Raw genomic sequence first — 20,924 nt, 5'->3', positions numbered from 1 at the left:
TCCAGCACGAAGACATGTCCTCCTAACCGAGCGCCGCCTACCGCACGTCCAAGAGCAACACTTCCGGATTTTCCAAATAGTGCGCCACCGTCCGCATAAACCGCCCGGCCGGCTCGCCGTCAATGACGCGGTGGTCAAAGGTGAGCGACATCCCCATCATATCGCGGATGACGATTTCATCGCCGACGACAACCGGGCGCCGTTTGATCGCATGAGCCCCGAAAATCGCCACTTCCGGATAGTTGATGATCGGCGTCGCAAACCAGCCCCCGCCCGCCCCGGTGCTCGTGATCGTAAACGTGCTTCCTTGCAGCTCCTCAAGGCGAAGCGCCTGGCGGTGCGCTTTTTCTGACAGTTCCGCGATTTCGATGGCGAGCTCGCGGATCGATTTTTGATCGGCGTCACGGATGACGGGGACGACGAGACCGGCTTTCGTCGCCGTCGCGATGCCGATGTGATACCGTTTCTTCAACACGATTTCGTTCGTTTCCTCATCCAGCACCGCATTAAACATCGGATATTGCTTCAGCGCCCTTGTCACCGCTTTAATAATAAACGGCAAATACGTCAGTTTGATACGTTCTTCCGCCAATTGATTGGCAAGGTGCTTGCGGATTTCCACCAACTTCGTCACGTCCACCTCGTCCATGCCGGTTACATGCGGCGCCGTGTACATCGATTTCACCATTTTTTCGGCGATTTTTTTGCGCAAGCCTCGAAGCGGGATTCGCTCTTCTTCTTCAAACACCGCATCCAAACTCGCGATGGATGTCCATGAGGCTATACTCTCCTGCCGTCCTCCGGCCGCACTCGCGCTGCCGGTCGGCAGAACGCCGGCTTCGTTCGCTTCCCTTCTTGCCGCCTCCGCCACCGAAGCGGCCGCCTCGCGCTCCCTGATATACCGCTCCAAATCGGCGAGCGTCACCCGACCGCCTTCGCCCGTTCCTTCCACTTCATCGATCGGAACACCCATCTCCCGCGCCCGCTTGCGCACAGACGGCGCGGCAATCGCCCGCTTGCGCCCCACCGTTGGGCGCGGGGCTTCTATATGAACAGCAGACGCAGGCTCCTGAGCCAAATGGTCAGTCGGCGCCGCTTCGGCCGCCACCGCCGCCTCGGTTTCCACGACAATCAACGGCTCTCCAACCTTCACCGTCGCCCCTTCCGGCCTGGCAAGCGCCACCACTTTGCCAGCGACCGGCGTCGTCATTTCGACCATCGCCTTATCGGTTTGAATTTCGGCAATCGGCTGATCCGCCTTGACCACATCCCCTTCCCGGACAAGCCAGCGAATGATTTCCGCTTCATGCAGCCCTTCACCGATGTCGGGCAATTTAAATTCATAGATCATGTGATATCCCCTTCCCCTTGTTCTCATGCTGTGATGGGAAACAAACACAATGGTGCAGCATCAATTGGTGCGGCGATCATGAGGAAACATAGAAGTTAAGCGCTTACAAAAAACGTGGTGACCATTCGTTTTTTCTACCAAAATATAAAATGAATATTTTAAATTTTCCAACCTACAAGATTTATGATAGTCTATAGATTGTCAAACTGTCAATATAAGGAGAGCAGACATTTTTCGCCCGCTTCGACAATCAACGACAGCAACTTCCATTATCGCAACATAACATTTTCGATTTCATTTGTCCCCAAACACCGGGAACGGGTCCAAAACGGCGGGGAGGCTGTTTTTCCCAGTATGAGCCATACAGGCGCCAATCGGCGGCATTGGGTGAAAAAGAAGTTGGTTTTATAAGGTTTTTCTAATTGAAAAATAAAACTAGTTCAACGGCATCACCCGTTTATATAAGGAGAGGGAGGAATTGACATGCGCCTTGCCACGATTCACCATATCGCTTTGATTTGCTCGGACTATGAACGATCAAAACGATTTTATACAGAAATTCTCGGATTTCGCCCCATCCGGGAGCAATACCGCGCTGAGCGCCGTTCGTACAAACTCGATTTGGAAGCTGATGGCGGCATTCAGCTTGAGCTATTTTCCTTTGAAAACCCGCCGAAGCGCCCAAGCTACCCGGAAGCGTGCGGACTGCGCCATCTTGCTTTGGCGGTGGACAACCTCGATGAAGCCATTGCCTACTTGCGCCAACACGGCATCGATCCCGAACCCGTCCGCGTTGATGAAGCGACCGGCAAACGATTCACCTTCTTCCAAGATCCGGACGGGCTGCCGATCGAGCTGTATGAAAACTAGAGAGAAAAGCACAGTTGCTCCATGACGATGACAAAACGAAGCCTCTCCGTTGATTTGTGGTACAATGGGGGCGATACAAATGAAGGAGGCCAAACAACATGATTCGAGTCGCAACCATCGGCACAAACTGGATCACCGAAGCATTTCTTGACGCCGCGCGCCTCGTCGATTCCTTCGAACTCGCCGCGGTCTACTCGCGAACCGAGGAGACCGCAAAGCAGTTTGCCGACAAAGTCGGGGCGCCGCGGACGTTCACGGACTTGCAAAAGCTGGCCGAAAGCGACGGCATTGATGCCGTCTATATTGCCAGCCCGAACGCACTTCATGCCGAGCAGGCGATTTGGCTCATGAACCACGGCAAGCACGTCTTATGCGAAAAACCGCTCGCCTCCAATGCGAAAGAAGTCAAAGCGATGATCGAAGCGGCCAATCGAAACAGCGTCGTATTGATGGAAGCGATGAAGGCGACGTTGCTCCCCACTTTCCGATCCATCCGCGAGCACTTGCCGAAACTCGGCCGCATCCGCCGCTATGTGGCAAACTATTGCCAATACTCATCGCGCTATGACGCCTATAAGCAAGGAACGGTGCTCAACGCCTTCAACCCCGCTCTCTCGAACGGGGCGTTGATGGACCTTGGCGTCTATTGCCTGTACCCGATGGTCGTTTTGTTCGGCCAACCCCGCAGCGTGAAGGCGCAAAGCGTGAAGCTCGAATCCGGCGTTGATGGCGAGGGCTCGATCGTGCTCGATTACGGCGACATGGACGCGGTCGTCTTTTATTCGAAAATCACGAACTCACACTTGCCTTCGGAAATTCAAGGGGAAGACGGAAACATGATTATCGACGCCATCCACACACCAGCCAAAGCGGAAATCCGCTACCGCGACGGACGCGTCGAGGACATCACCGCGCCGCAGGACAAGCCACCGATGTATTATGAAGCACAAGAGTTTATCCGTTTGATCGAAAACGGAGAACGCGAATCGTCCGTCAACTCGCACCGCCATTCGCTTTGGACGATGGAAATCATGGACGAAGCGCGAAAACAAACCGGCATCGTGTTCCCAGCCGACGAGCGATAATAAAAAGGTTCCAACCTAGTCTTCCTGGGGCTCGGTTGGAACTCTTTTTCTTTCTGTCTCATTGGATTTCCTTGGCTACCGATAAGCCATGGCTGTCACCTTCTGCTAAAATACGGGCCAAGCCATCCGCTTTCATGCGTCATGACAAACGTCCAGTTGAACTCACTGTCCACCACATATAGATCGATTTTGTCGTTTTCCGTTGCCAGATCGGCGGCTTTCAAGCCGGACGCATCCTCCACGGTGAACGCATCGTCGCCATGTTGAAAGAAAAGATAGCAACATGTTTTCTCTTCTTGATCAAACGCCATTTCCGCTTCTTCTCCTGTGAAACAGCCTCTCATCCCATAGCTGAACACATGCCATAAGTAGCCGTTGACTCCATTCCGATTATGAAGGTGGATGTGTTGTTTTTCTTCCTCGGTCAAATGGCCGGCAAACACCTCTTCCCACTGTTGTCGCCATTGCGCTCCGAAACCGGACTGTTTACGGATTTTGATGTTTCGGCGAGCTAACTGATGAAATAACTCCATTTCGTTTCTCCTCCAGTGACCTAATGTGGCACCGCCTTCATCGATGTGCTCATTTCGTCTATCAACAAGATGGCTTCTCACCATCTTCGTCACACCGAGCGGTTTTCGTCCGCCCAGCCACTTCCCTGTTTCCGTCCGCACTTCGACGAGCAGTTGCTGCGCACCCTATGCAAGATAGTTTCCCCGCTCTTTGCGCCTGCCTTGCTGCACCGCCCCTATTCCCCCGTCTCGGCAAACCGGCGGATGCGCGCGCCGATTTCATCGCGGACGCGGCGGAACACCGCGAGTTTCTCCTCTTCGGTCCCTTCCGCTTTCGCCGGGTCGTCAAAGCCCCAATGGACGCGCTTCACGTGCGGCGGTGTGACCGGGCAGTGGTCGGCCGCATGGCCGCACAGCGTCACGACCAAATCAGCGCGGTTGAGGAGATCCGGGTCGATGACATCAGACGTTTGGTTCGAAATGTCGATGCCGACTTCCTTCATCACTTTCACCGCATTCGGATTGAGGCCATGCGCTTCAATGCCGGCGCTGTGCACTTCCCATTCCTCACCAAGAAGTTGTTTCGCCCAGCCTTCCGCCATTTGACTGCGGCACGAGTTGCCGGTGCATAAAAAGTATATGACTTTTTTCTTCATCGCTGATTCCCACCTTTACGTTGATGTTGGATTGCCCGAAGAAAAATACTTTCGCTGAAACGCCAATGCTACGTTGACAAGCGCCAGCATCACCGGCACTTCAATGAGCGGACCGATAACTGCCGCAAACGCCGCGCCCGAATGAATGCCAAACACCCCAACGGCGAGGGCAATGGCCAGCTCAAAGTTGTTGCTCCCCGCCGTAAACGCCAGCGTATGAACCTCCCCCACTTATCGAAGTGGGGGTTTCCTGTTTCCCCTTCGGAGGTGGATGCATGATAGGCTGGTTGGCAGCCTATCTGCAGGCAACACCTGGCACCCGTCCCGTTGGGAGCCACAGGCAACATGAGTATCCATGATACTCAAGGGCGGGAACTCGCCATCTACGACTTCATACCTAAGCAATCCGTCGATACGTAAACGGTTTGACCGTAAATTCCAATGGGCGGATTTCACCATAATATACTTTGGCAAATAAATTCATTGCCCCATGGATATCACGGTGTCGTTTGTACCCGCATTGACATGTATAATTTCTAGAAGAAGATTTATTTTTCTTCCCGCAAACAGGGCATGTTTGCGAGGTATAACTTTCATCTTTTTTCTCGATTTGAATTCCTTCGGCATTCAATTTGTATTTGAGATAATCAAATAATTTTCCAAACGACCAATTGGATAATTTCTGATTGGTCTTTTTGTTTCGTTTCTTTTTCGTATTCCGTTGGATTCCTTCGATATCTCCAATGACGACTTCTTTCACTTGGTTTTCCAAACACCAACGAACAAATTGTCTCGTGGTTTTGTGCAGTGCATCCTTTAGTTGTGCCTCTGATTTCGAAAGTACATATTGTTTCGCCCGATTGTACTTTTTCCATTGTTTGGAGCCTTTTTTGCATCTGCTCATGAGTTTTTGCAGTTCTTTTAATTTCTTGTTTCTCAACCGATGAATGCTTCTTATTTTTCTTCCCGTGATAATGAGGCTTTCCCCATTTTCACAAATGGCTGCGATGGTGTGAATTTCCCCTGGGTCAAYAGCAACACGGTTTTTACATGGATTTTCTTTTGGTTTTTTCCCATCTTCATACGATAAACAAAGCCACAAACCACGGTCATAGACCAACTCGATTTCTTTGACTTTTCCGTTTGGAAGTTTCTCTTTGTCGATTTTCACCACCAAAGGAGATTGTCGTTTTCGATTCCAAATTCCTAGCGACAGTTCCAACGTTCCGTCTTCATGCAAAACAAACCCATCTTTTGCCCAYTTCGTGTTGAAATGTTTTTTCTTTTTGTATGGATATTTGATTTTTTCTCCTTTTTTCCGTGCTTCTTTTGCCCCATCACGGGCAAAGATATATTTATGCACAACCGCCTGGATGCTTTGGCTGTGGATAGAAAAACGACCTTTTGTTGCTTTTTGCAGTTCCGTTTTGGTTATCCATTTTCCTGTTTCCAAATGATGTTCTTTTGCCAAACGAAGGCATTCGTTCCAAACTTCTGCGGAGATACGATTGCATTCAAATAGTTTTTGGATAACTTCTTTCTTTGCCCGAAAACGGGTTTTCAGCGTTCGATACATGGTTTCGCCTCCTATGTTTATTGTATTCTATTGCCATCCAAAGAAGAAAGAAAAAAACAGAAAAACCGAACGCCATTCATCCCCCACCTGTAGAGGTGGGGGACTTCTGGCTGATTTATGTTAAAACGGCGCTCGACCCGCAAGACCGCGACCATCTCGCCATCGAACCGCACCCGCTTGTCGCCGCGTTTCTCGAGGCGGCCCGCCAATTAGGTTTCCGCCTTCGCCATGTGCAATGCGAACAAGCGCCGCGCTATTGGCAACAGCGGCTGCCGTTTGTCCAAGAGTTTGAATTCAAGCCGGCAAGCGGACCGTTTAAAGGCCGACTTGACGAACTGGAGGCCATTTTCTTTGTCTCCGAGCATGGGGTTGAAGCCATTTTAGAGATTGACCGCAAAGCGCGCGGGTTTGCTGGATTGCTTTCCGAGGCGCTTGATATGGACGAAACGCTTGTCCGGTTCACATACGGCACAGGCGACATCCCGGCATTGCCGCAATTACTGGCAGATGCGATCCAGAAGTACAGTTAGACGGAAAAAACGAAAAGGGCCGTCCGCCATCTTTTTCCTTCCGCTTCTGAAGTTTGTAGGTGGGGCATAGGTTGCACATCTATCCCTGTAAATGATTTCTATTTGTTTCAAAAAAGGATGGCAAAAGCAATAAATCCCGTTTCTCCCTATCCGAGAAACGGGATTCCTTCCATCATGATCCCCGAACAAGCAACGCACAGCACTCGACATGGGCCGTATGCGGAAACATGTCTACCGGCTGGACGGTTTTCAATGTATAGCCGAACGAGACTAGCTCCGTAATGTCTGACGCAAACGTCTCCGGATTGCACGAGACATACACAACCCGCTCCGGCCGCGCCCGGCCGATTTTGCGCATCACCTTCCCGCCCGCCCCCGAACGTGGAGGATCCAAAAGCAGCAGCTCCGGCCGCCCGAACTGCTCCAACACGTCATCAATCCCGCGCCGCGCATCCCGTGCCAAAAAGTACGTATTGTCAACGCCGTTGTCTTTCGCGTTTCGTTTCGCCGACTCGATCGACGTTTCCACAATTTCAATGCCCGCCAACGCCTTCACCCGCTTGGCGAACGGCAAGGAAAACGTGCCGACTCCGCAGAAGAGATCGATCATTTTCTCATGGGGCTTGGGCTCGCCCATCTCCAACGCCAGTTCAACCAATTTGGCCGCCTGCACCGGGTTCGTTTGGAAAAACGTATCAAACCAAAGACGGTAGCGGAACCCGCACAATTCATCGTAAATGAAATCCCGTCCGGCCAGCACGTGCGTTCGTTCCGCCTGGGTGCGGTCGGCCCACGCCCGATTCTCCAGCCAAAGCAAACTTTTCACGTCCGGGAGCGCCTTCGTGATCCGCTCCGTCAAATCAGCCGCCGCTTCTTTCAACTCCCCTTCCGGCGCCTCGGTCGCAAAGAGCGCCACCATCACCTCTCCTGTCGCAAACGACTCGCGCACCATGACGTGGCGAAGCAGCCCTTCATGGGTGTCTTTGTGATACCCAGGCAGCTGATGATCGCGCGCCCAACGCGCCACTTCCATAGCGGCTTTGACGATCTTCTCGCCGGCAATGAGACATGTCTCCAACGAAACCACTTTCCGGAAATTCCCTTGCTCGTGCAGTCCAAGCAGGCCCTCAGGAGAGAACGTAAACTCCATTTTATTGCGGTAATGCCACGGATGTTCCATCCCGATCGTCTCGCGCACAACGTCCGGATCAAATCCGTGCTGGGCAAGCAGCGCCTTCACCTGTTCGGTCTTATGCCGCAGCTGTCCCTCATAGCGCCAGTGCTGCCAGACACAGCCGCCGCAGCGGTCAAAGTGCGGACACGGCGGATCGAGCCGCTCTGGATGCCGCTCGATCACTTCTTCCACTCGGGCATGGGCCCTCCGGCGTTTCGGCCAATCGATCAAAACCCGCACCTTTTCACCAGGAAGCGTGGACGGAACAGTGAGTTTGAGCTTTTTTCTCCTCCCTTCTTCTTCCTGCCAAACGACCGCTTGTCCCGCTCCTTTTTTATCCAACTGATGAATGTCCGTAATGAACGATTGTTTTCCGCTGTCTGTCAATGGCTTTCCTCCTTCCGAGATGAACGATGTTGTCACCCTTTATGTATTGTACACGATCAGTGGACGAATCCAAAGAAACTTCGCACAATGGAACAGTGTTCCCCAAACCGTATAAAAAGAAAAGCCTAAGCTGGCGATGCACAGTCGTATCCTCCTAACCAATGGGAAAGATATAAACAATCGCCATCGCTTAGGTTGTTTCCATTTTCTTCTGGCCATAAAAAACATGGAAGGCTCGTCCATTGCAGCTACGAAAGGATTTCAATAAAAAAGCTCTTCAAGGGCTTTTTTTTACACCACCGTTGTAACAAAAATAGTTACAACAAAAAATCCCTAAGGAGGTTCAGTACAATGAAACTGTTAGTCACCGGCGCCACAGGAAAACTCGGCACAAAAGTGGTCGAGGCGCTGCTGAAATCCGTGCCCGCCAACCAAATCGCCGTCAGCGTCCGCCAACCGGAAAAAGCCGAACATTTTCGCGCTCAAGGAATCGATGTTCGCCACGGAGACTTCGACCGTCCGGAAACACTGGACACTGCCTTCCAAGGCATCGACCGGTTATTGATCATCTCGACGGATGGGGACAATGAAACAAGAATCCGCCAGCACACAAATGCAGTTGAAGCGGCCAAACGCGCCCAAGTCGGATTCGTTGCGTACACAAGTCTAGCGAAGGCAAGCGAAAGCCGTCTCTCTCTTGCCGAAGTGCATCGGGTCACGGAAGAAGCTATTATCAAAACAGGCATCCCGTATTCGTTGTTACGCAACAACTGGTACTTGGAAAATGAAATCGGAACCATTCAAGCCGTTTTGGCAGGAGCGCCTTGGGTGACGTCGGCGGGCGCAGGAAAAGTCGGCTGGGCTCTTCGCCAAGACTACGCGGAAGCTGCAGCCGCCGTCTTGGCAGGAAGCGGTCATGAAAACACGATCTACGAGCTGTCCGGCCCGCTGATGACCCAAGAACAACTAGCGGCCGCCCTCGGCGCTGTCCTAGGCAAAGAAGTACCGGTGCAACAAGTGGATGACGCTGCCTATGCCGACATCATGAAAAACGCCGGTCTGCCGGAACCGCTCGTGTCGTTTCTCGTTGACATCCAACGCGGCATCCGGGAAGGCTCCTTAGAAGTCGAAAGCAACGATTTCGAAAAACTGCTCGGCAGACCAGTGACGCCGATCAACGAAGCACTGACGCAAATCGTCCATGACATTCGGAAAACAGCCCATTGATTTCCGCAAAAACCGGCCGCTCGGCCGGTTTTTCCAAATGCATCTCCCTCGCTCAACTTTCCGTTTGATTTTAACACCAAAAGCAGTGGGTGGAAACAGACGAAAAGCCCTGATGACGACAAAATCGCATCGTATTCGCGGAGACGCAAAGGCGATTCAAGCGATGGATATCTCTGCATGCCTCTTATCACTCTGTGAGGAAGGAGAACGGGAAGATGGGTCCTTTCCTCTCTTGCGCGCAGTGCACAAATCGGAAGGGTGTCCCAAAAGCAACGGAACACCCTCCACTTGAGAATCATTGCTATTCACGTACTAGGCAGCCTAAACACGGACTGCTTCGGCAAAGCAACCGTTATAAAGCTTCCTTTTTATTTTCTTCAGCTTTCTTATACCCATTTTCCCAGAATGTGGCGTTCTTGATTCCGTATTTCGACGCGTTGAACTCCGGATCTTTCCCTTGCTTCAGCTGTTCTTCATAATCTTTCAAGGCCATATAGGCCGGTTTAAACAACAACAAGATCGCAATCAAGTTGAGCCACACCATGATGCCAAGCCCGATGTCGCCCATCGCCCACGCCGTCGTCGCCGTTTTGACCGTTCCATAGAACGTGGCCGCCAAAAAGACGAGCTTCAAGGCAAAGAAGGCCGTTCCCCTCTTTTCACTGCGCACCAAATAGGCGAGGTTCGTCTCGGCAATATAGTAATACGCGTACATCGTCGTAAACGCGAAGAAGAACAGAGCGATCGCAATAAAGGCCGACCCGAATCCCGGGAAGAGCGTGTCCACCGCCGCCTGCGTATACCCTGCGCCCGGTTCCACCCCTTTCAAATGCTCGACAATCGTCTCTCCCGTTTTTTCATTGATCACATTGTATTGACCTGTAAACAAAATCATCAGCGCCGTCGCCGTCACGACCAAGAACACATCCAAATAGATCGAAAATGCCTGCACAAGCCCCTGCTTCGCCGGGTGGGACACTTCCGCCGCCGCTGCCGGGTGGGCGCCCGTCCCTTGCCCCGCTTCATTCGCATAAAGGCCGCGTTTGACCCCCCACATCACCGCCGAACCAAGAATGCCGCCAAACACTTGATCAGCGCCAAACGCGCTTTTGAAAATCAAACCAAACACATCCGGGACTTTTTCAATATTGGCCGCAATAATGGCAATCGCGACCAACAAATAGCCAACTGCCATAAACGGCACGACAATTTCCGCCGTTTTCGCGATCCGCTTCACTCCGCCAAAAATCGTAAAGCCAAGAACGGCAATCACGAAAATTCCCGTCACCAATTTCGGAATGCCAAACGCATTCGAAAAGCTGTCGGCAATCGAGTTTGCTTGAATTCCCGGCATCAGCACCGCCATCGAGAGAATAATCGCCGCGGCGATCACCACCGCAAACCATTTCCAGCCAAGGCCTTTTTCAATGTAGAACGCCGGACCGCCGCGGTATTGTCCGTCTTGTTCCTCTTTATAAATTTGCGCCAGCGTCGACTCGACATACGCCGTCGCCGCTCCGATAAAGGTGATCACCCACATCCAAAAGACCGCGCCCGGCCCCCCGTACGCAATCCCCGTCGCCGTCCCGGCCACGTTCCCGACGCCGATGCGGCCGGACAACGACATCGTCAACGCCTGGAAAGAAGACACCCCGGCCTCAGAACTTTTCCCCGTCGTCACAAGCCGGACCATCTCTTTCACATGGCGGATTTGCAGAAAACGGGTGCGAATGCTAAAATACAAACCGCAACAAACAATGAATGCAATCAAAAAAGGACTCCATAGCCACCCGTTCACCGTTTCTACAAGCTTTTCAATCAACCCAATCCCTCCTATGCCAGCTGATTATTTTTGTTGTACAACACACAGATAATATTATAAATATTACACATTTCAGCTTCAATAATTTTTTCATATATCATTCTTTTCTGCATTTTCTTTATATTTCCTGCGCTTGTCCTCGTGTAGAAAAATGAACGACTTTCTTCGCTTTTTTTAAAATAACTTTGAAGCCCAAAAATGATAGATGAGGCAAGACAGAGAAATCCGCCTCGAACGGTCCCCTAATGCCAGTCCTTGAGGCCTTGAGCGCGAGCCCCATCTCCCCCAATGATCCCCATCTGAATCGCCGCAAACGCAAAGCCGAACACACAGAACAGCGTGTTCGTCTTTGGCTGTTGTTACATATAGCCGATGAGAAACACGACAAAACCCGCTAATCCGACCGATGCGACGAAGAGGCCAAAGGCGATCCGTTTCGCGGCTTTGCTCTTTTGGACAACACCATACACGAGCAACACGATCGACATGATCAACAAAAGCAAAATGAGAGACGAAATGCTCACGTTCAGCGCTCCTTATCATGCACTGCCACTTGTGGTGAAGAGCCTATTCTTTAACTTTTAGCAATCGCATGCTGTTTAATGTTACGATTAATGTTGCTCCCATATCGGCAAATATCGCTAACCATAGCGTTAACCAACCAGGCACAATTAACAGTAATGCCAATGCCTTAATCCCTAAAGAGAAAGTAATGTTTTGCTTAATAATCGCTAAAGCTTTGCGGCTCAATTTAATCGTATATGGCAATTTGCTTAAATCATCAGACATTAAGACAATATCGGCTGTTTCTAGGGCTGTATCGGTTCCAGCACCACCCATTGCCACACCAACGGTTGAAGCTGCAAGAGCTGGTGCATCGTTCACACCATCTCCAACCATCGCCACGCTTTGATGCTTGTCACGAAGCTCTTTGATGAAATTCAGTTTATCTTCTGGAAGTAAATCGGCTTTAATATCGGAAACGCCGACTTGTTTTCCGATGGCTTCGGCTGTTCTTTGGTTATCTCCCGTCAGCATCACCGTTTTTTCAATACCGACTTGATGAAGTTTTCGAATAACCTCTTTGGATGATTCTCTTATTTCGTCTGCCACGGCAATTAACGCCAGAATTTCTTTTTCCGTCCCTAATATCATGACCGTTTTCCCTTGTGTTTGAAGGGTTGTAATTTGTTCTTTTATTTCTGATTGGATGCCATTTGGAAGAAGTTCTTCAAAAAGACCTGGACTTCCGACATAATACATTGCGTTATTTACTTTGGCTTTGACCCCTTTACCTGTAATGGATTGGAATTCTTCAACCGATACATCATTAAAATTCAATCCATCTTCTTCTGCTTTTCTTATAATGGCGGAAGCAAGTGGATGTTGTGAGCCTTTTTCAATGGCTGCTGTAATGGTCATTAGTTCATTTTCATCGCCATTATAAGTGACCACATCGGTGACGGAAGGAACACCTTTTGTTAATGTTCCTGTTTTATCAAAAGCGATGACTTTTAGAGATCCTGCTTCCTCTAAATAAATACCACCTTTAATTAACACACCGTTTTTCGCTGCATTTCCAATGGCAGTTACAATCGAAACAGGCGTGGAAATAACCAACGCACACGGACAACCAACCACTAATACAGCTAGACCTCGATAAATCCATTCGCTCCAATCAGCACCCATAAATAATGGAGGAATAACGGCTAGTAAAAGAGCAAAAATGATAATGGCTGGTGTATAGTATTTGGCAAAACGATCTACAAACGCTTGAGAAGGTGCTCGTTCTGCTTGAGCTTCTTCCACTAAATGGATGATTTTCGAAAGAGTTGTATCTTCCACTCGTTTTGTCACTTTTACTTCCAATAACCCTTCTTCATTCAATGTTCCTGCAAAGACTTCATCACCGACTGTTTTGGTTACTGGAACACTTTCTCCCGTAATGGCAGCCTGATTTAATGTAGATGTACCCTTGATGACGATTCCATCCATCGCTAATTTCTGACCAGGCTTTACGATCATAATATCTCCGACTTGAATATCGTCAACAGGGACCATCATTTCTTCATTTCCGCGACGAATTAATGCTTCTTTTGGAGCAATATCCATCAACGATTCAATGGATTGACGAGCTTTATCCATGGAATAACGCTCTAAGGCTTCGCTAATGGCGAATAGAATAACAACCGTTGCACCTTCTCCCCATTCACCAATCGCTGCAGCTCCTAAAATCGCCACTGTCATCAGCGTATTCATATCAAAATTCAATCGAACTAGGTTTTTGAAACCTTTTATAAATAACGAATATCCACCGATTAAAATTGCTGCAGCATATCCAATTGTCGCAAAGATATGCTCTTCTCCGTATTGCTTCCCTAAAAACCAACTGATCACAAGCAAAACGGCGGAAATATACACTTTAATGTTCTCTTTTTGCTTCCAAAAAGGTTCACGCTTGACTGCTTTTTCTTTATCTTCCCGAACCTTTAAGTTTTCAAAAGCCCCTGCTTTTTCTAATTCTTCGATGGTTGTTGTACCCCAAACGGTAATTTTAGACGCTCCAAAGTTTACTTTAGCATCCTGAACACCTGGCAATGATTTTACATTATTTTCAAACTTTGCCGCACAGTTTGCACAAGTAAATCCTTGAACACGGTAGGTTTTCGCTTCTGATTTAGATAATTTTGCTTGTTGTTCAGACACGGACTTTCACCTCTTTATCATGTACTAACGCAATCATGATTAACTGCTTAATATGGTCATCATCCAGCGAATAAAATGCTAGCTTTCCTTCTTTTCGATACTTTACAATCCCTTGTTTATAAAGAGTCCGTAAATGATGGGAAGTTGTTGCAACAGAAGCCCCGATGATATTAGCAATATCACATACACATAACTCTTCATCTTGGCAAAGTGAATAGACAATTTTTGCCCTATTTTCATCTGCCAGTGCTTTAAACAACAGGACAACACTGGATATATCTTCTTTTTGCAATTCCCCTTGTATTCGATTGACTTTTTCTTCGTCATAACAATAAATTTCACATGTATCTTTCTTACTCATTCATTATCCCCCTTTCATATTCAAATTTCCGTTTGAATATATTATACCCCCATTTCTTTATATTATTCAATATTTATTTGAATTAAAAACAAAAAAAGAATGGAATTTAAAAAAATCAACCCAATATTTACCGTGCGATTCATTTAATTAGCTACATCAAAAAATTCTATTAGCTAAAAACAATAAACCTCATTATCCGCAAAAAGATAATGAGGTTTACTATTTCTTAACCAAAGAATGTTTGGAACAATAAATATGCGTTTAAGCTGATAATCACCATCGCTACCATCCAAGCAAGAACTTTCAACCATAATGGATTTGCGAACTCGCCCATTTTCTTTTTATCGCTAGTGAATTGAACGAGAGGCACTACCGCGAAAGAGAGCTGTAAAGAAAGAATAACTTGGCTCAAAATAAGTAATTGAGCCGTTCCGCTTTCGCCATAAAGAGCAGTTACAACAACGGCTGGGACAATGGCGATCAATCGAGTGATCAGCCTTCTTAACCAAGCAGGAAGGCGAATGTTTAGAAAACCTTCCATCACAATTTGACCAGCTAAGGTTCCTGTTAATGTGGAGTTTTGACCAGAAGCCAACAAAGCAACTCCAAATAAAATACTTCCAAGTGTTGTTCCAAGCAGTGGAGCAAGCAAGTGATAAGCATCTTCAATCTCCGCAACATCTTTCATTCCTGCTTTATGGAATGTAGCAGCAGAAACAATAAGGATAGATGCATTAATAAATAAAGCGAAAAAGAGTGCAATGGTTGAATCCCAAGTGGCATATTTGATCGCTTGTCGTTTACCCGAGCTGGTTTGTTCGTATTGACGTGTCTGCACAATGGAAGAATGCAGATAAAGATTATGAGGCATTACGGTTGCACCTAAAATACCGATTGCAATATAGAGCATGGATGGATTGTTAATAATCTCTGGGCTTGGAACAAATCCCTTCAATATGCCACCTACATCTGGCTTAGAAAGAAAGATTTCAGTCACAAAGCAAGCACCAATGGTTAGAATTAAAACAATTACCAACGTTTCAATATAACGAAACCCTTTATTCTGTAATAGCAATACGACCAGTACATCCAGAGCTGTAATAATCACTCCATATATTAACGGAATGCCAAACAACAATTTCAAAGCGATTGCCGAACCGATCACTTCGGCTAGATCACAAGCTGCGATTGCCAACTCGCATAAAACCCATAAGATCATTGCTACAGGCTTGCTGTAATGGTCGCGACAAGCTTGGGCTAAATCCCTTCCCGTTACAATTCCCAACTTGCCAGCCAATGCTTGAAGCAATATTGCCATTAAATTGGAAAGCAAAATAACGGAAAGCAACGTGTATCCGAACTGGGAACCTCCTGCGATATCAGTCGCCCAGTTTCCCGGGTCCATATACCCCACGGCAACTAAGTATCCTGGTCCAGCAAACGCAAGAAACTTTTTCATCCAAGAACCCGTTTTTGGTATACGCAAACTTCTATATACTTCGGGCAACGTTGGTTGCGTCCGTTTATTTCTCCAACCTTCTTCAACTGCTAACGGCAGTTTTTTTATATTTTCACTCATGATGATCACCTCATGATTGGTTTTTGCTAAATATTTTGCATAAGGGAAACTTTTAAGGTAAAAAAATTTGCTCCTACACTTAGAATTAGATATATGTAAGAGCAAAGAAAATGTTGCCTAAATAAATTGTACATCAGAAACTTTTTTAGTCAATGGAAACTTTTATCGCTTATTAGTCTAGGCTCGCTAAAATATTGAACAAGGTACTGACCTTGCTCTATATTGATCATATTTTTCGTTAGACTTTCATTTCCCCATGATGGATTTGAGAGGTTTCAATTTGAATGGTTGTATGCTGAATTTTAAAGTGTTCCTCAATAAAATGGATCGCTTCTTGTAAAACCTTTTGGCTGTCTTGATGATCTTCAATCAAAATATGGCAACTTAACGAGTCCAATCCTGAAGTAATGGTCCAAATATGAAGGTCGTGAACGTTAATCACTCCTTCAATACTTTCTAAGGCTTTTTTCACTTCATTTTGGTCAATGGTAATTGGCGTTCCTTCCATCAAAATGTGAACCGTATGTTTAATCACTCCCCAGGCACCTTTCAAGATTAATAAGGCAACCAAAACGGAAATAATGGGATCTGCGACATACCAACCAAAGAGCCACATGACGAGTCCTGCAACAATGGCTCCAACAGAACCTAAAGCGTCACCGATTACATGAAGATAGGCACTACGAAGATTGACATTATTTTTCACATCCCCTTTTCTCATTAACGCCCAGGCACTTAAAAGATTGGCAAACAGACCAATGGAAGCAATCAGCATCATAGAGCCGCTAGCTACGGTTGGTGGGTTGTAAAAACGCTGAATCGCTTCCCATACGATAAATCCAGCGATAACAAACAAGGTAACTCCATTAAATAAAGCGGCTAAGATTTCAAAACGATAAAAACCATACGTTTTATTCGGCGAAGCTGGTTTGGTGGCAAACCAAATAGCCACTAAGCTAAGAACAAGTGAACTGGCATCACTAAGCATATGACCAGAGTCAGAAAGAAGGGCTAGGCTGTTTGTAATTAAACCTCCGAAAAACTCTAATAACATAATTCCAGCGGTAATGAGAAGGGCAATCATAAGCCCTTTTTTATTCCCTTCTCTGCCGTGATCGTGGTGATGATGGTGTCCGTGGTGATGATGGTGACCATGGTGGTCGTGAGAATGATGGTGATGATGATGCATGATAAAACGCCTCCCTCTAGAAATGTTGATCTATCAAGGCTTTTCGGCCTCTCAGGGGTGTCCAAAAAATATTTTTCGACAAAATCCCTTACATCCTTTTTCAGTTTTGTGGATATCTTACAGACCTAGGGTGCGCTTCGCGGCCACGGCTGGGGATATTTTCCTTCCGTGGAGGAAGCATATTCGATGCACCCTTTGGATCTCCGCGTCGCTGATGAGGACGAACCCTCCCATGTCTCCGGGCGTCTTCGCGCCAACATTCCCTCGTTCGGTCTCGTCATCAGGCGGAGGCCGGCCAAGCTCCTTTAGGGACTCAAGGTCGAATGGATGAAATCACGCCAGCTTCTCCGGTGTCATCTCGTTGTCCAACGATTCTTCCGTTCGCAGGGGGGAGGCCTTAGGCCGCCCGTTGCACCTGGGACAAGACGTCCTGTTTCATTCGCTCCGCGTCAAACGCTTGTTTCTTCGTACAAATCGCAAACAGCACATTCAACAGCTTCCGGCACAAGGCGACGATGGACTGCTTTCCGGTCAGCGGATTGACGGATCGGGTCGTRTAATACTCATGCAGCTCGCGAAACGCCTCGTTATGCCGAATCAGCGGAATCATCGCCCGAAACAGCACCGAGCGCARCCGTTTCCGTCCCCGTTTGGAGATGTGCTTTTGCCCTTTGCGCTGGCCGGAGGAGTTCTCCTTGAGCGTCAGGCCCGCCAACTTCACCAATTGGCGCGGGTCCCGATAATGGGCGAAGCTGCCGATCTCCGCCAGCAGATCGATGATCGTGGCGTCTCCCAACCCGTCGACCGTTTTCAACCATTGGTACTCCATCGTCGTTTGAACCAATGCCTTCAACTCGGCGTCCAGTGCAGCGATCTCCGCCTCCAATTGGCGGTATCGGCGGACGAGCGCGGCGATCTCAAACCGGGCCATCGCTGTCCCTTCCGTCACCCCAATGGAGTCCTTCGCGGCGTTGATCAACGCCTGAATTTTGGCCTTCTGCGGGCATTTCATCCCTTCGCTTTGCCGGTACACCTCGATGAGCTCCTCGGCGGTCCGACCCGCCATATCGGCCGGAAGCGGCGTCCACTCCAACACCGAAAGCGCCGTTTTCCCCAAGTCACGAAACACGGTCCAAAACTCTGGAAAATACCGATCCGTCCAGCGGACGATCGCGTTTTTCACCGCCGTCTGTTCCTTGCGGAGCTTCTCTTTGAGCGTGCTTCCCACGCGCAAATCGGCTTCRATCTCGTGCAGCAGCCGGGGAACGAGGAATCGTCCGTCTTTTGCCAGTCTGGCAATGACCAGGGCGTCTTTGGCGTCGTGTTTCGTCGGCAGGTTGTCATCAAGTTCTTTCGACCGGCACACATGCGCCGGGTTGACCATGACCAACGGGATCCCGTGCTCCTCGAGGAAGTAGGCCAGGTTCAACCAGTAGTGCCCGGTCGGCTCCACCGCGACGATCACCTCTGACTTCCCAAACGCTTGCATCGCCTCCTGAATCGCTTTATACAGCTGCTGAAACCCCTCTTTCGACTGGAAGATCGGGAACGACTTGCGAAGCACGCGCCCCCGGTCATCCACGAAGCAGGCGTAGTGGGTTCGTTTCGCGATATCGATGCCCACGACAAGCGTTTGTTCCGTAACTTGATCAATTTTATAGTTTTGTGTACAATTCATCTGAAGTCCTCCTTGGCATGATGGTAGGTATTGTTTGACACCCCTGCATCATACCAAGAGGGCTTTTTTTGATCAAGTCCCCGGAAAAGCTCCTAACGGGAATGCTCCTTGTACTTCTCTTTTTTTCCACCTTTTCGTCCGTTTATTCACGTTATTGTTGACATCGGACAATTCATCGAAATGACCCGTGGTGCATAAAATGGAATCATGCCGATGCGGGGAGGGCTAGCGCCTTGGGGAAAATGGCGGCAGCCCACGAGATCCGCAAGAAAAAAGAACGGGCGATCCAAAGAACAATGCGAACAGTTCGGCGAAGAACAGTTGCCTGTCATTTTGATAAGGAAAGGATTGGTTCGTATGTGTGGCATTACTGGATGGGTGCATTTCGGGCGCGATTTGCGCCGTGAGCGGAAAACGATTGCCGAGATGACAGAGACGCTCGCGAAACGCGGGCCGGATGATACAAATACATGGCTTGACGTCCATGCCGCGTTCGGGCATAAGCGGCTCGTTGTGGTTGACCCGGCTGGCGGCAAACAACCGATGATCCGGAACAAAAACGGACGGCGTTACACAATCGTTTACAATGGCGAGCTGTACAATACGGAAGACATCCGGAAGGAGCTGTTGCATAAAGGTTACCGGTTTGACGGCCACTCCGATACGGAAGTGCTGCTCGCCGCTTATATCGAATGGAAAGAACAATGTGTTGACTGGCTCAACGGCATTTTTGCCTTTGCCGTTTGGGATGAAGAACGGGAGCAGCTATTTATGGCGCGCGACCGGCTCGGGGTCAAACCGCTGTTTTATCGCCAAGATGCCAAGGAGCTTTTGTTCGGATCTGAGATCAAGGCGATTTTGGCCCATCCGGATGTGAAAGCGGAAGTCAATTATGAAGGCTTGGCGGAAGTATTCGGGCTGGGGCCGTCGCGCACGCCGGGGCACGGCGTGTTTTGCGGCATCCAAGAATTGCGCCCCGCGCACGCGTTGACTTTCTCACGCAACGGGCTTCGCATTTGGCGGTATTGGAATGTCGAAAGCGACGTCCATCGCGATTCATTCGAGGAAACGGTCGAAAAGCTGCGCTTTCTATTGACGGATGCGGTCACGCGCCAACTCATTTCCGATGTGCCGGTCTGCACCTTCCTTTCTGGCGGGGTCGATTCGAGCGCCATTACGGCGATTGCCGCCAATGCCTTTGCGACAGCTGGAAAAGGGCCGCTGCACACCTACTCGATCGATTATGAAGGAAACGACCAGTATTTCAAAGCCAACGCTTTTCAACCAAACACGGATGCGCCATTTATCGAACAGGTGTCAAACAAATTTCAAACGGTTCATCATCGCTGTGTGATCACGCAAGAAGAGCTGTTCCGCCATTTGCATGAAGCCGTCATCGTCCGCGACGTTCCAGGCATGGCCGATGTCGATTCTTCGCTTCTTTGGTTTTGCAAACAAATTCGCAACCGGTTTGTCGTCAGCTTATCAGGGGAGTGCGCCGATGAAATTTTCGGCGGCTATCCATGGTTTCATCGGCCGGACGATTTGTCTCGGAAAGGATTTCCGTGGATGCGTTCGGTCGACGCGCGCATGGGTCTATTAAAAGATGAGTGGCGGCAAAAGCTTCGCCTTGACGACTATGTGCAAATGCGTTATGAACAAACGCTTGCTGAAGTGCCGCGTCTCGAGGGGGAAAGCGCCGAGGAGGCGAAGCGGCGTGAGCTGTTTTACTTAAATATGATTTGGTTTATGACGACACTGCTTGACCGGAAAGACCGGATGAGCATGGGAGCAAGCTTGGAAGTGCGCGTGCCGTTCGCTGACCATCGCATTGTCGAATACGTTTGGAACATTCCGTGGGATATGAAAATGTATGGAGGACGAGAAAAAGGCCTTTTGCGAAAAGCGCTCGAGGGATTGCTTCCCGAAGAGGTGCTCTACCGGAAAAAAAGCCCCTATCCGAAAACGCACCATCCTCTATATACGAAACTTGTCAAGCAATGGCTTGAGCAGTTGCTCCATGACCGCTCTTCGGTTTTGCACGAGTTTTTCGACCGGGAAAAATTGTTGGCGCTCATTGAAACAGAAGGGAAGTCGTTCCAAGTGCCGTGGTTTGGGCAGCTCATGACCGGTCCGCAGCTGCTCGCTTACCTTGGCCAAGTGCACGTTTGGTTTGATCATTACGGCATTCGCATTAAAGAATAAGAGCTGCGCCTACGCG

General features: G+C 49.0%; 16 protein-coding genes and 2 pseudogenes. 5 read left to right on the top strand and 13 right to left on the bottom strand.

The genetic code is table 11. The features are described 5' to 3' along the window. Window positions 1-37: 37 nt before the first annotated feature. On the bottom strand, window positions 38-1,351 hold the full coding sequence (locus AP057_RS11795; RefSeq protein WP_055358819.1) for a dihydrolipoamide acetyltransferase family protein: 1,314 nt from the start codon (window positions 1,349-1,351) through the stop codon (window positions 38-40). 483 nt (window positions 1,352-1,834) lie between these two features. Between AP057_RS11795 and AP057_RS11790 the strand changes: the two genes are divergently transcribed. Together AP057_RS11790 and AP057_RS11785 are read left to right on the top strand one after the other, a co-directional pair. Continuing rightward, window positions 1,835-2,221, top strand: a complete 387-nt coding sequence (locus AP057_RS11790; RefSeq protein ID WP_033011380.1) for a VOC family protein — start codon at window positions 1,835-1,837, stop codon at window positions 2,219-2,221. A 98-nt stretch (window positions 2,222-2,319) separates the two neighbouring features. Then, window positions 2,320-3,306 carry a Gfo/Idh/MocA family protein gene (locus AP057_RS11785; protein ID WP_055358818.1) on the top strand — a complete coding sequence of 329 codons (987 nt, stop codon included), beginning with the start codon at window positions 2,320-2,322 and terminating at the stop codon, window positions 3,304-3,306. A gap of 95 nt (window positions 3,307-3,401) precedes the next feature. Here the strand turns inward: AP057_RS11785 and AP057_RS11780 are convergent, their stop codons facing one another. From AP057_RS11780 to AP057_RS11765, 4 genes and pseudogenes are all read right to left on the bottom strand, one after another. Continuing rightward, window positions 3,402-3,839 carry a DUF4275 family protein gene (locus AP057_RS11780; RefSeq protein WP_055358817.1) on the bottom strand — a complete coding sequence of 146 codons (438 nt, stop codon included), beginning with the start codon at window positions 3,837-3,839 and terminating at the stop codon, window positions 3,402-3,404. A gap of 215 nt (window positions 3,840-4,054) precedes the next feature. Continuing rightward, complete coding sequence (arsC, locus tag AP057_RS11775; protein ID WP_011232692.1) at window positions 4,055-4,474, bottom strand: arsenate reductase (thioredoxin); 420 nt, start codon at window positions 4,472-4,474, stop codon at window positions 4,055-4,057. 15 nt (window positions 4,475-4,489) lie between these two features. Continuing rightward, window positions 4,490-4,690, bottom strand: a pseudogene (locus AP057_RS11770) (arsenic resistance protein); the annotation flags it as partial. Window positions 4,691-4,871: 181 nt separating this feature from the next. Then, entirely contained in the window at window positions 4,872-6,050 is a 1,179-nt protein-coding gene (locus AP057_RS11765; RefSeq protein WP_055358815.1) for an RNA-guided endonuclease TnpB family protein, read from the bottom strand. A 122-nt stretch (window positions 6,051-6,172) separates the two neighbouring features. Here AP057_RS11765 and AP057_RS11760 point away from each other — a divergent pair. Next, a pseudogene (locus tag AP057_RS11760) lies at window positions 6,173-6,580 on the top strand (sporulation protein); the annotation flags it as partial. A 172-nt stretch (window positions 6,581-6,752) separates the two neighbouring features. Here the strand turns inward: AP057_RS11760 and rlmD are convergent. Then, window positions 6,753-8,141, bottom strand: a complete 1,389-nt coding sequence (gene rlmD, locus AP057_RS11755; RefSeq protein WP_055358814.1) for a 23S rRNA (uracil(1939)-C(5))-methyltransferase RlmD — start codon at window positions 8,139-8,141, stop codon at window positions 6,753-6,755. Window positions 8,142-8,492: 351 nt separating this feature from the next. Here rlmD and AP057_RS11750 point away from each other — a divergent pair, with 351 nt between their 5' ends. Continuing rightward, window positions 8,493-9,368 carry an SDR family oxidoreductase gene (locus AP057_RS11750; protein WP_055358813.1) on the top strand — a complete coding sequence of 292 codons (876 nt, stop codon included), beginning with the start codon at window positions 8,493-8,495 and terminating at the stop codon, window positions 9,366-9,368. Between the two features lie 352 nt (window positions 9,369-9,720). On the opposite strand, the gene AP057_RS11745 is transcribed toward AP057_RS11750, so the two are convergent. From AP057_RS11745 to AP057_RS11720, 7 genes are all read right to left on the bottom strand, one after another. Further along, complete coding sequence (locus tag AP057_RS11745; protein WP_055358812.1) at window positions 9,721-11,190, bottom strand: sodium:alanine symporter family protein; 1,470 nt, start codon at window positions 11,188-11,190, stop codon at window positions 9,721-9,723. Window positions 11,191-11,549: 359 nt separating this feature from the next. After that, window positions 11,550-11,714 (bottom strand): hypothetical protein, encoded by a 165-nt coding sequence (locus AP057_RS17555; RefSeq protein ID WP_200910072.1) that lies wholly within the window; start codon window positions 11,712-11,714, stop codon window positions 11,550-11,552. A 43-nt stretch (window positions 11,715-11,757) separates the two neighbouring features. Next, entirely contained in the window at window positions 11,758-13,896 is a 2,139-nt protein-coding gene (locus AP057_RS11740) for a heavy metal translocating P-type ATPase (protein ID WP_055358811.1), read from the bottom strand. Next, window positions 13,889-14,257 carry a metalloregulator ArsR/SmtB family transcription factor gene (locus tag AP057_RS11735; protein ID WP_055358810.1) on the bottom strand — a complete coding sequence of 123 codons (369 nt, stop codon included), beginning with the start codon at window positions 14,255-14,257 and terminating at the stop codon, window positions 13,889-13,891. The genes AP057_RS11740 and AP057_RS11735 overlap by 8 nt, the downstream gene beginning before the upstream one ends. A 226-nt stretch (window positions 14,258-14,483) precedes the next feature. Further along, complete coding sequence (locus AP057_RS11730; protein WP_081106616.1) at window positions 14,484-15,836, bottom strand: Nramp family divalent metal transporter; 1,353 nt, start codon at window positions 15,834-15,836, stop codon at window positions 14,484-14,486. 238 nt (window positions 15,837-16,074) lie between these two features. Further along, entirely contained in the window at window positions 16,075-17,025 is a 951-nt protein-coding gene (locus tag AP057_RS11725; protein WP_055358809.1) for a cation diffusion facilitator family transporter, read from the bottom strand. Between the two features lie 397 nt (window positions 17,026-17,422). After that, complete coding sequence (locus tag AP057_RS11720; protein WP_055358808.1) at window positions 17,423-18,703, bottom strand: IS110 family transposase; 1,281 nt, start codon at window positions 18,701-18,703, stop codon at window positions 17,423-17,425. Window positions 18,704-19,060: 357 nt separating this feature from the next. On the opposite strand from AP057_RS11720, the gene asnB reads away from it, so the two are divergent. Beyond that, window positions 19,061-20,908 (top strand): asparagine synthase (glutamine-hydrolyzing), encoded by a 1,848-nt coding sequence (asnB, locus tag AP057_RS11715; protein ID WP_055358807.1) that lies wholly within the window; start codon window positions 19,061-19,063, stop codon window positions 20,906-20,908. Window positions 20,909-20,924 lie beyond the last annotated feature (16 nt).

The organism is Geobacillus sp. Sah69 (assembly GCF_001414205.1).
Lineage (GTDB): Bacteria > Bacillota > Bacilli > Bacillales > Anoxybacillaceae > Geobacillus > Geobacillus stearothermophilus.
This window is presented reverse-complemented; position numbering and strand designations above follow the sequence as displayed.

Coding starts and splice junctions, on each gene's coding strand:
- AP057_RS11750 (WP_055358813.1), top strand. CDS start 8,493: ATGAAACTGTTAGTCACCGGCGCCACAGGAAAACTCGGCACAAAAGTG.
- AP057_RS11730 (WP_081106616.1), bottom strand. CDS start 15,836: ATGAGTGAAAATATAAAAAAACTGCCGTTAGCAGTTGAAGAAGGTTGG.
- AP057_RS11735 (WP_055358810.1), bottom strand. CDS start 14,257: ATGAGTAAGAAAGATACATGTGAAATTTATTGTTATGACGAAGAAAAA.
- asnB (WP_055358807.1), top strand. CDS start 19,061: ATGTGTGGCATTACTGGATGGGTGCATTTCGGGCGCGATTTGCGCCGT.
- AP057_RS11780 (WP_055358817.1), bottom strand. CDS start 3,839: ATGGAGTTATTTCATCAGTTAGCTCGCCGAAACATCAAAATCCGTAAA.
- AP057_RS11790 (WP_033011380.1), top strand. CDS start 1,835: ATGCGCCTTGCCACGATTCACCATATCGCTTTGATTTGCTCGGACTAT.
- arsC (WP_011232692.1), bottom strand. CDS start 4,474: ATGAAGAAAAAAGTCATATACTTTTTATGCACCGGCAACTCGTGCCGC.
- AP057_RS11725 (WP_055358809.1), bottom strand. CDS start 17,025: ATGCATCATCATCACCATCATTCTCACGACCACCATGGTCACCATCAT.
- AP057_RS11795 (WP_055358819.1), bottom strand. CDS start 1,351: ATGATCTATGAATTTAAATTGCCCGACATCGGTGAAGGGCTGCATGAA.
- AP057_RS11785 (WP_055358818.1), top strand. CDS start 2,320: ATGATTCGAGTCGCAACCATCGGCACAAACTGGATCACCGAAGCATTT.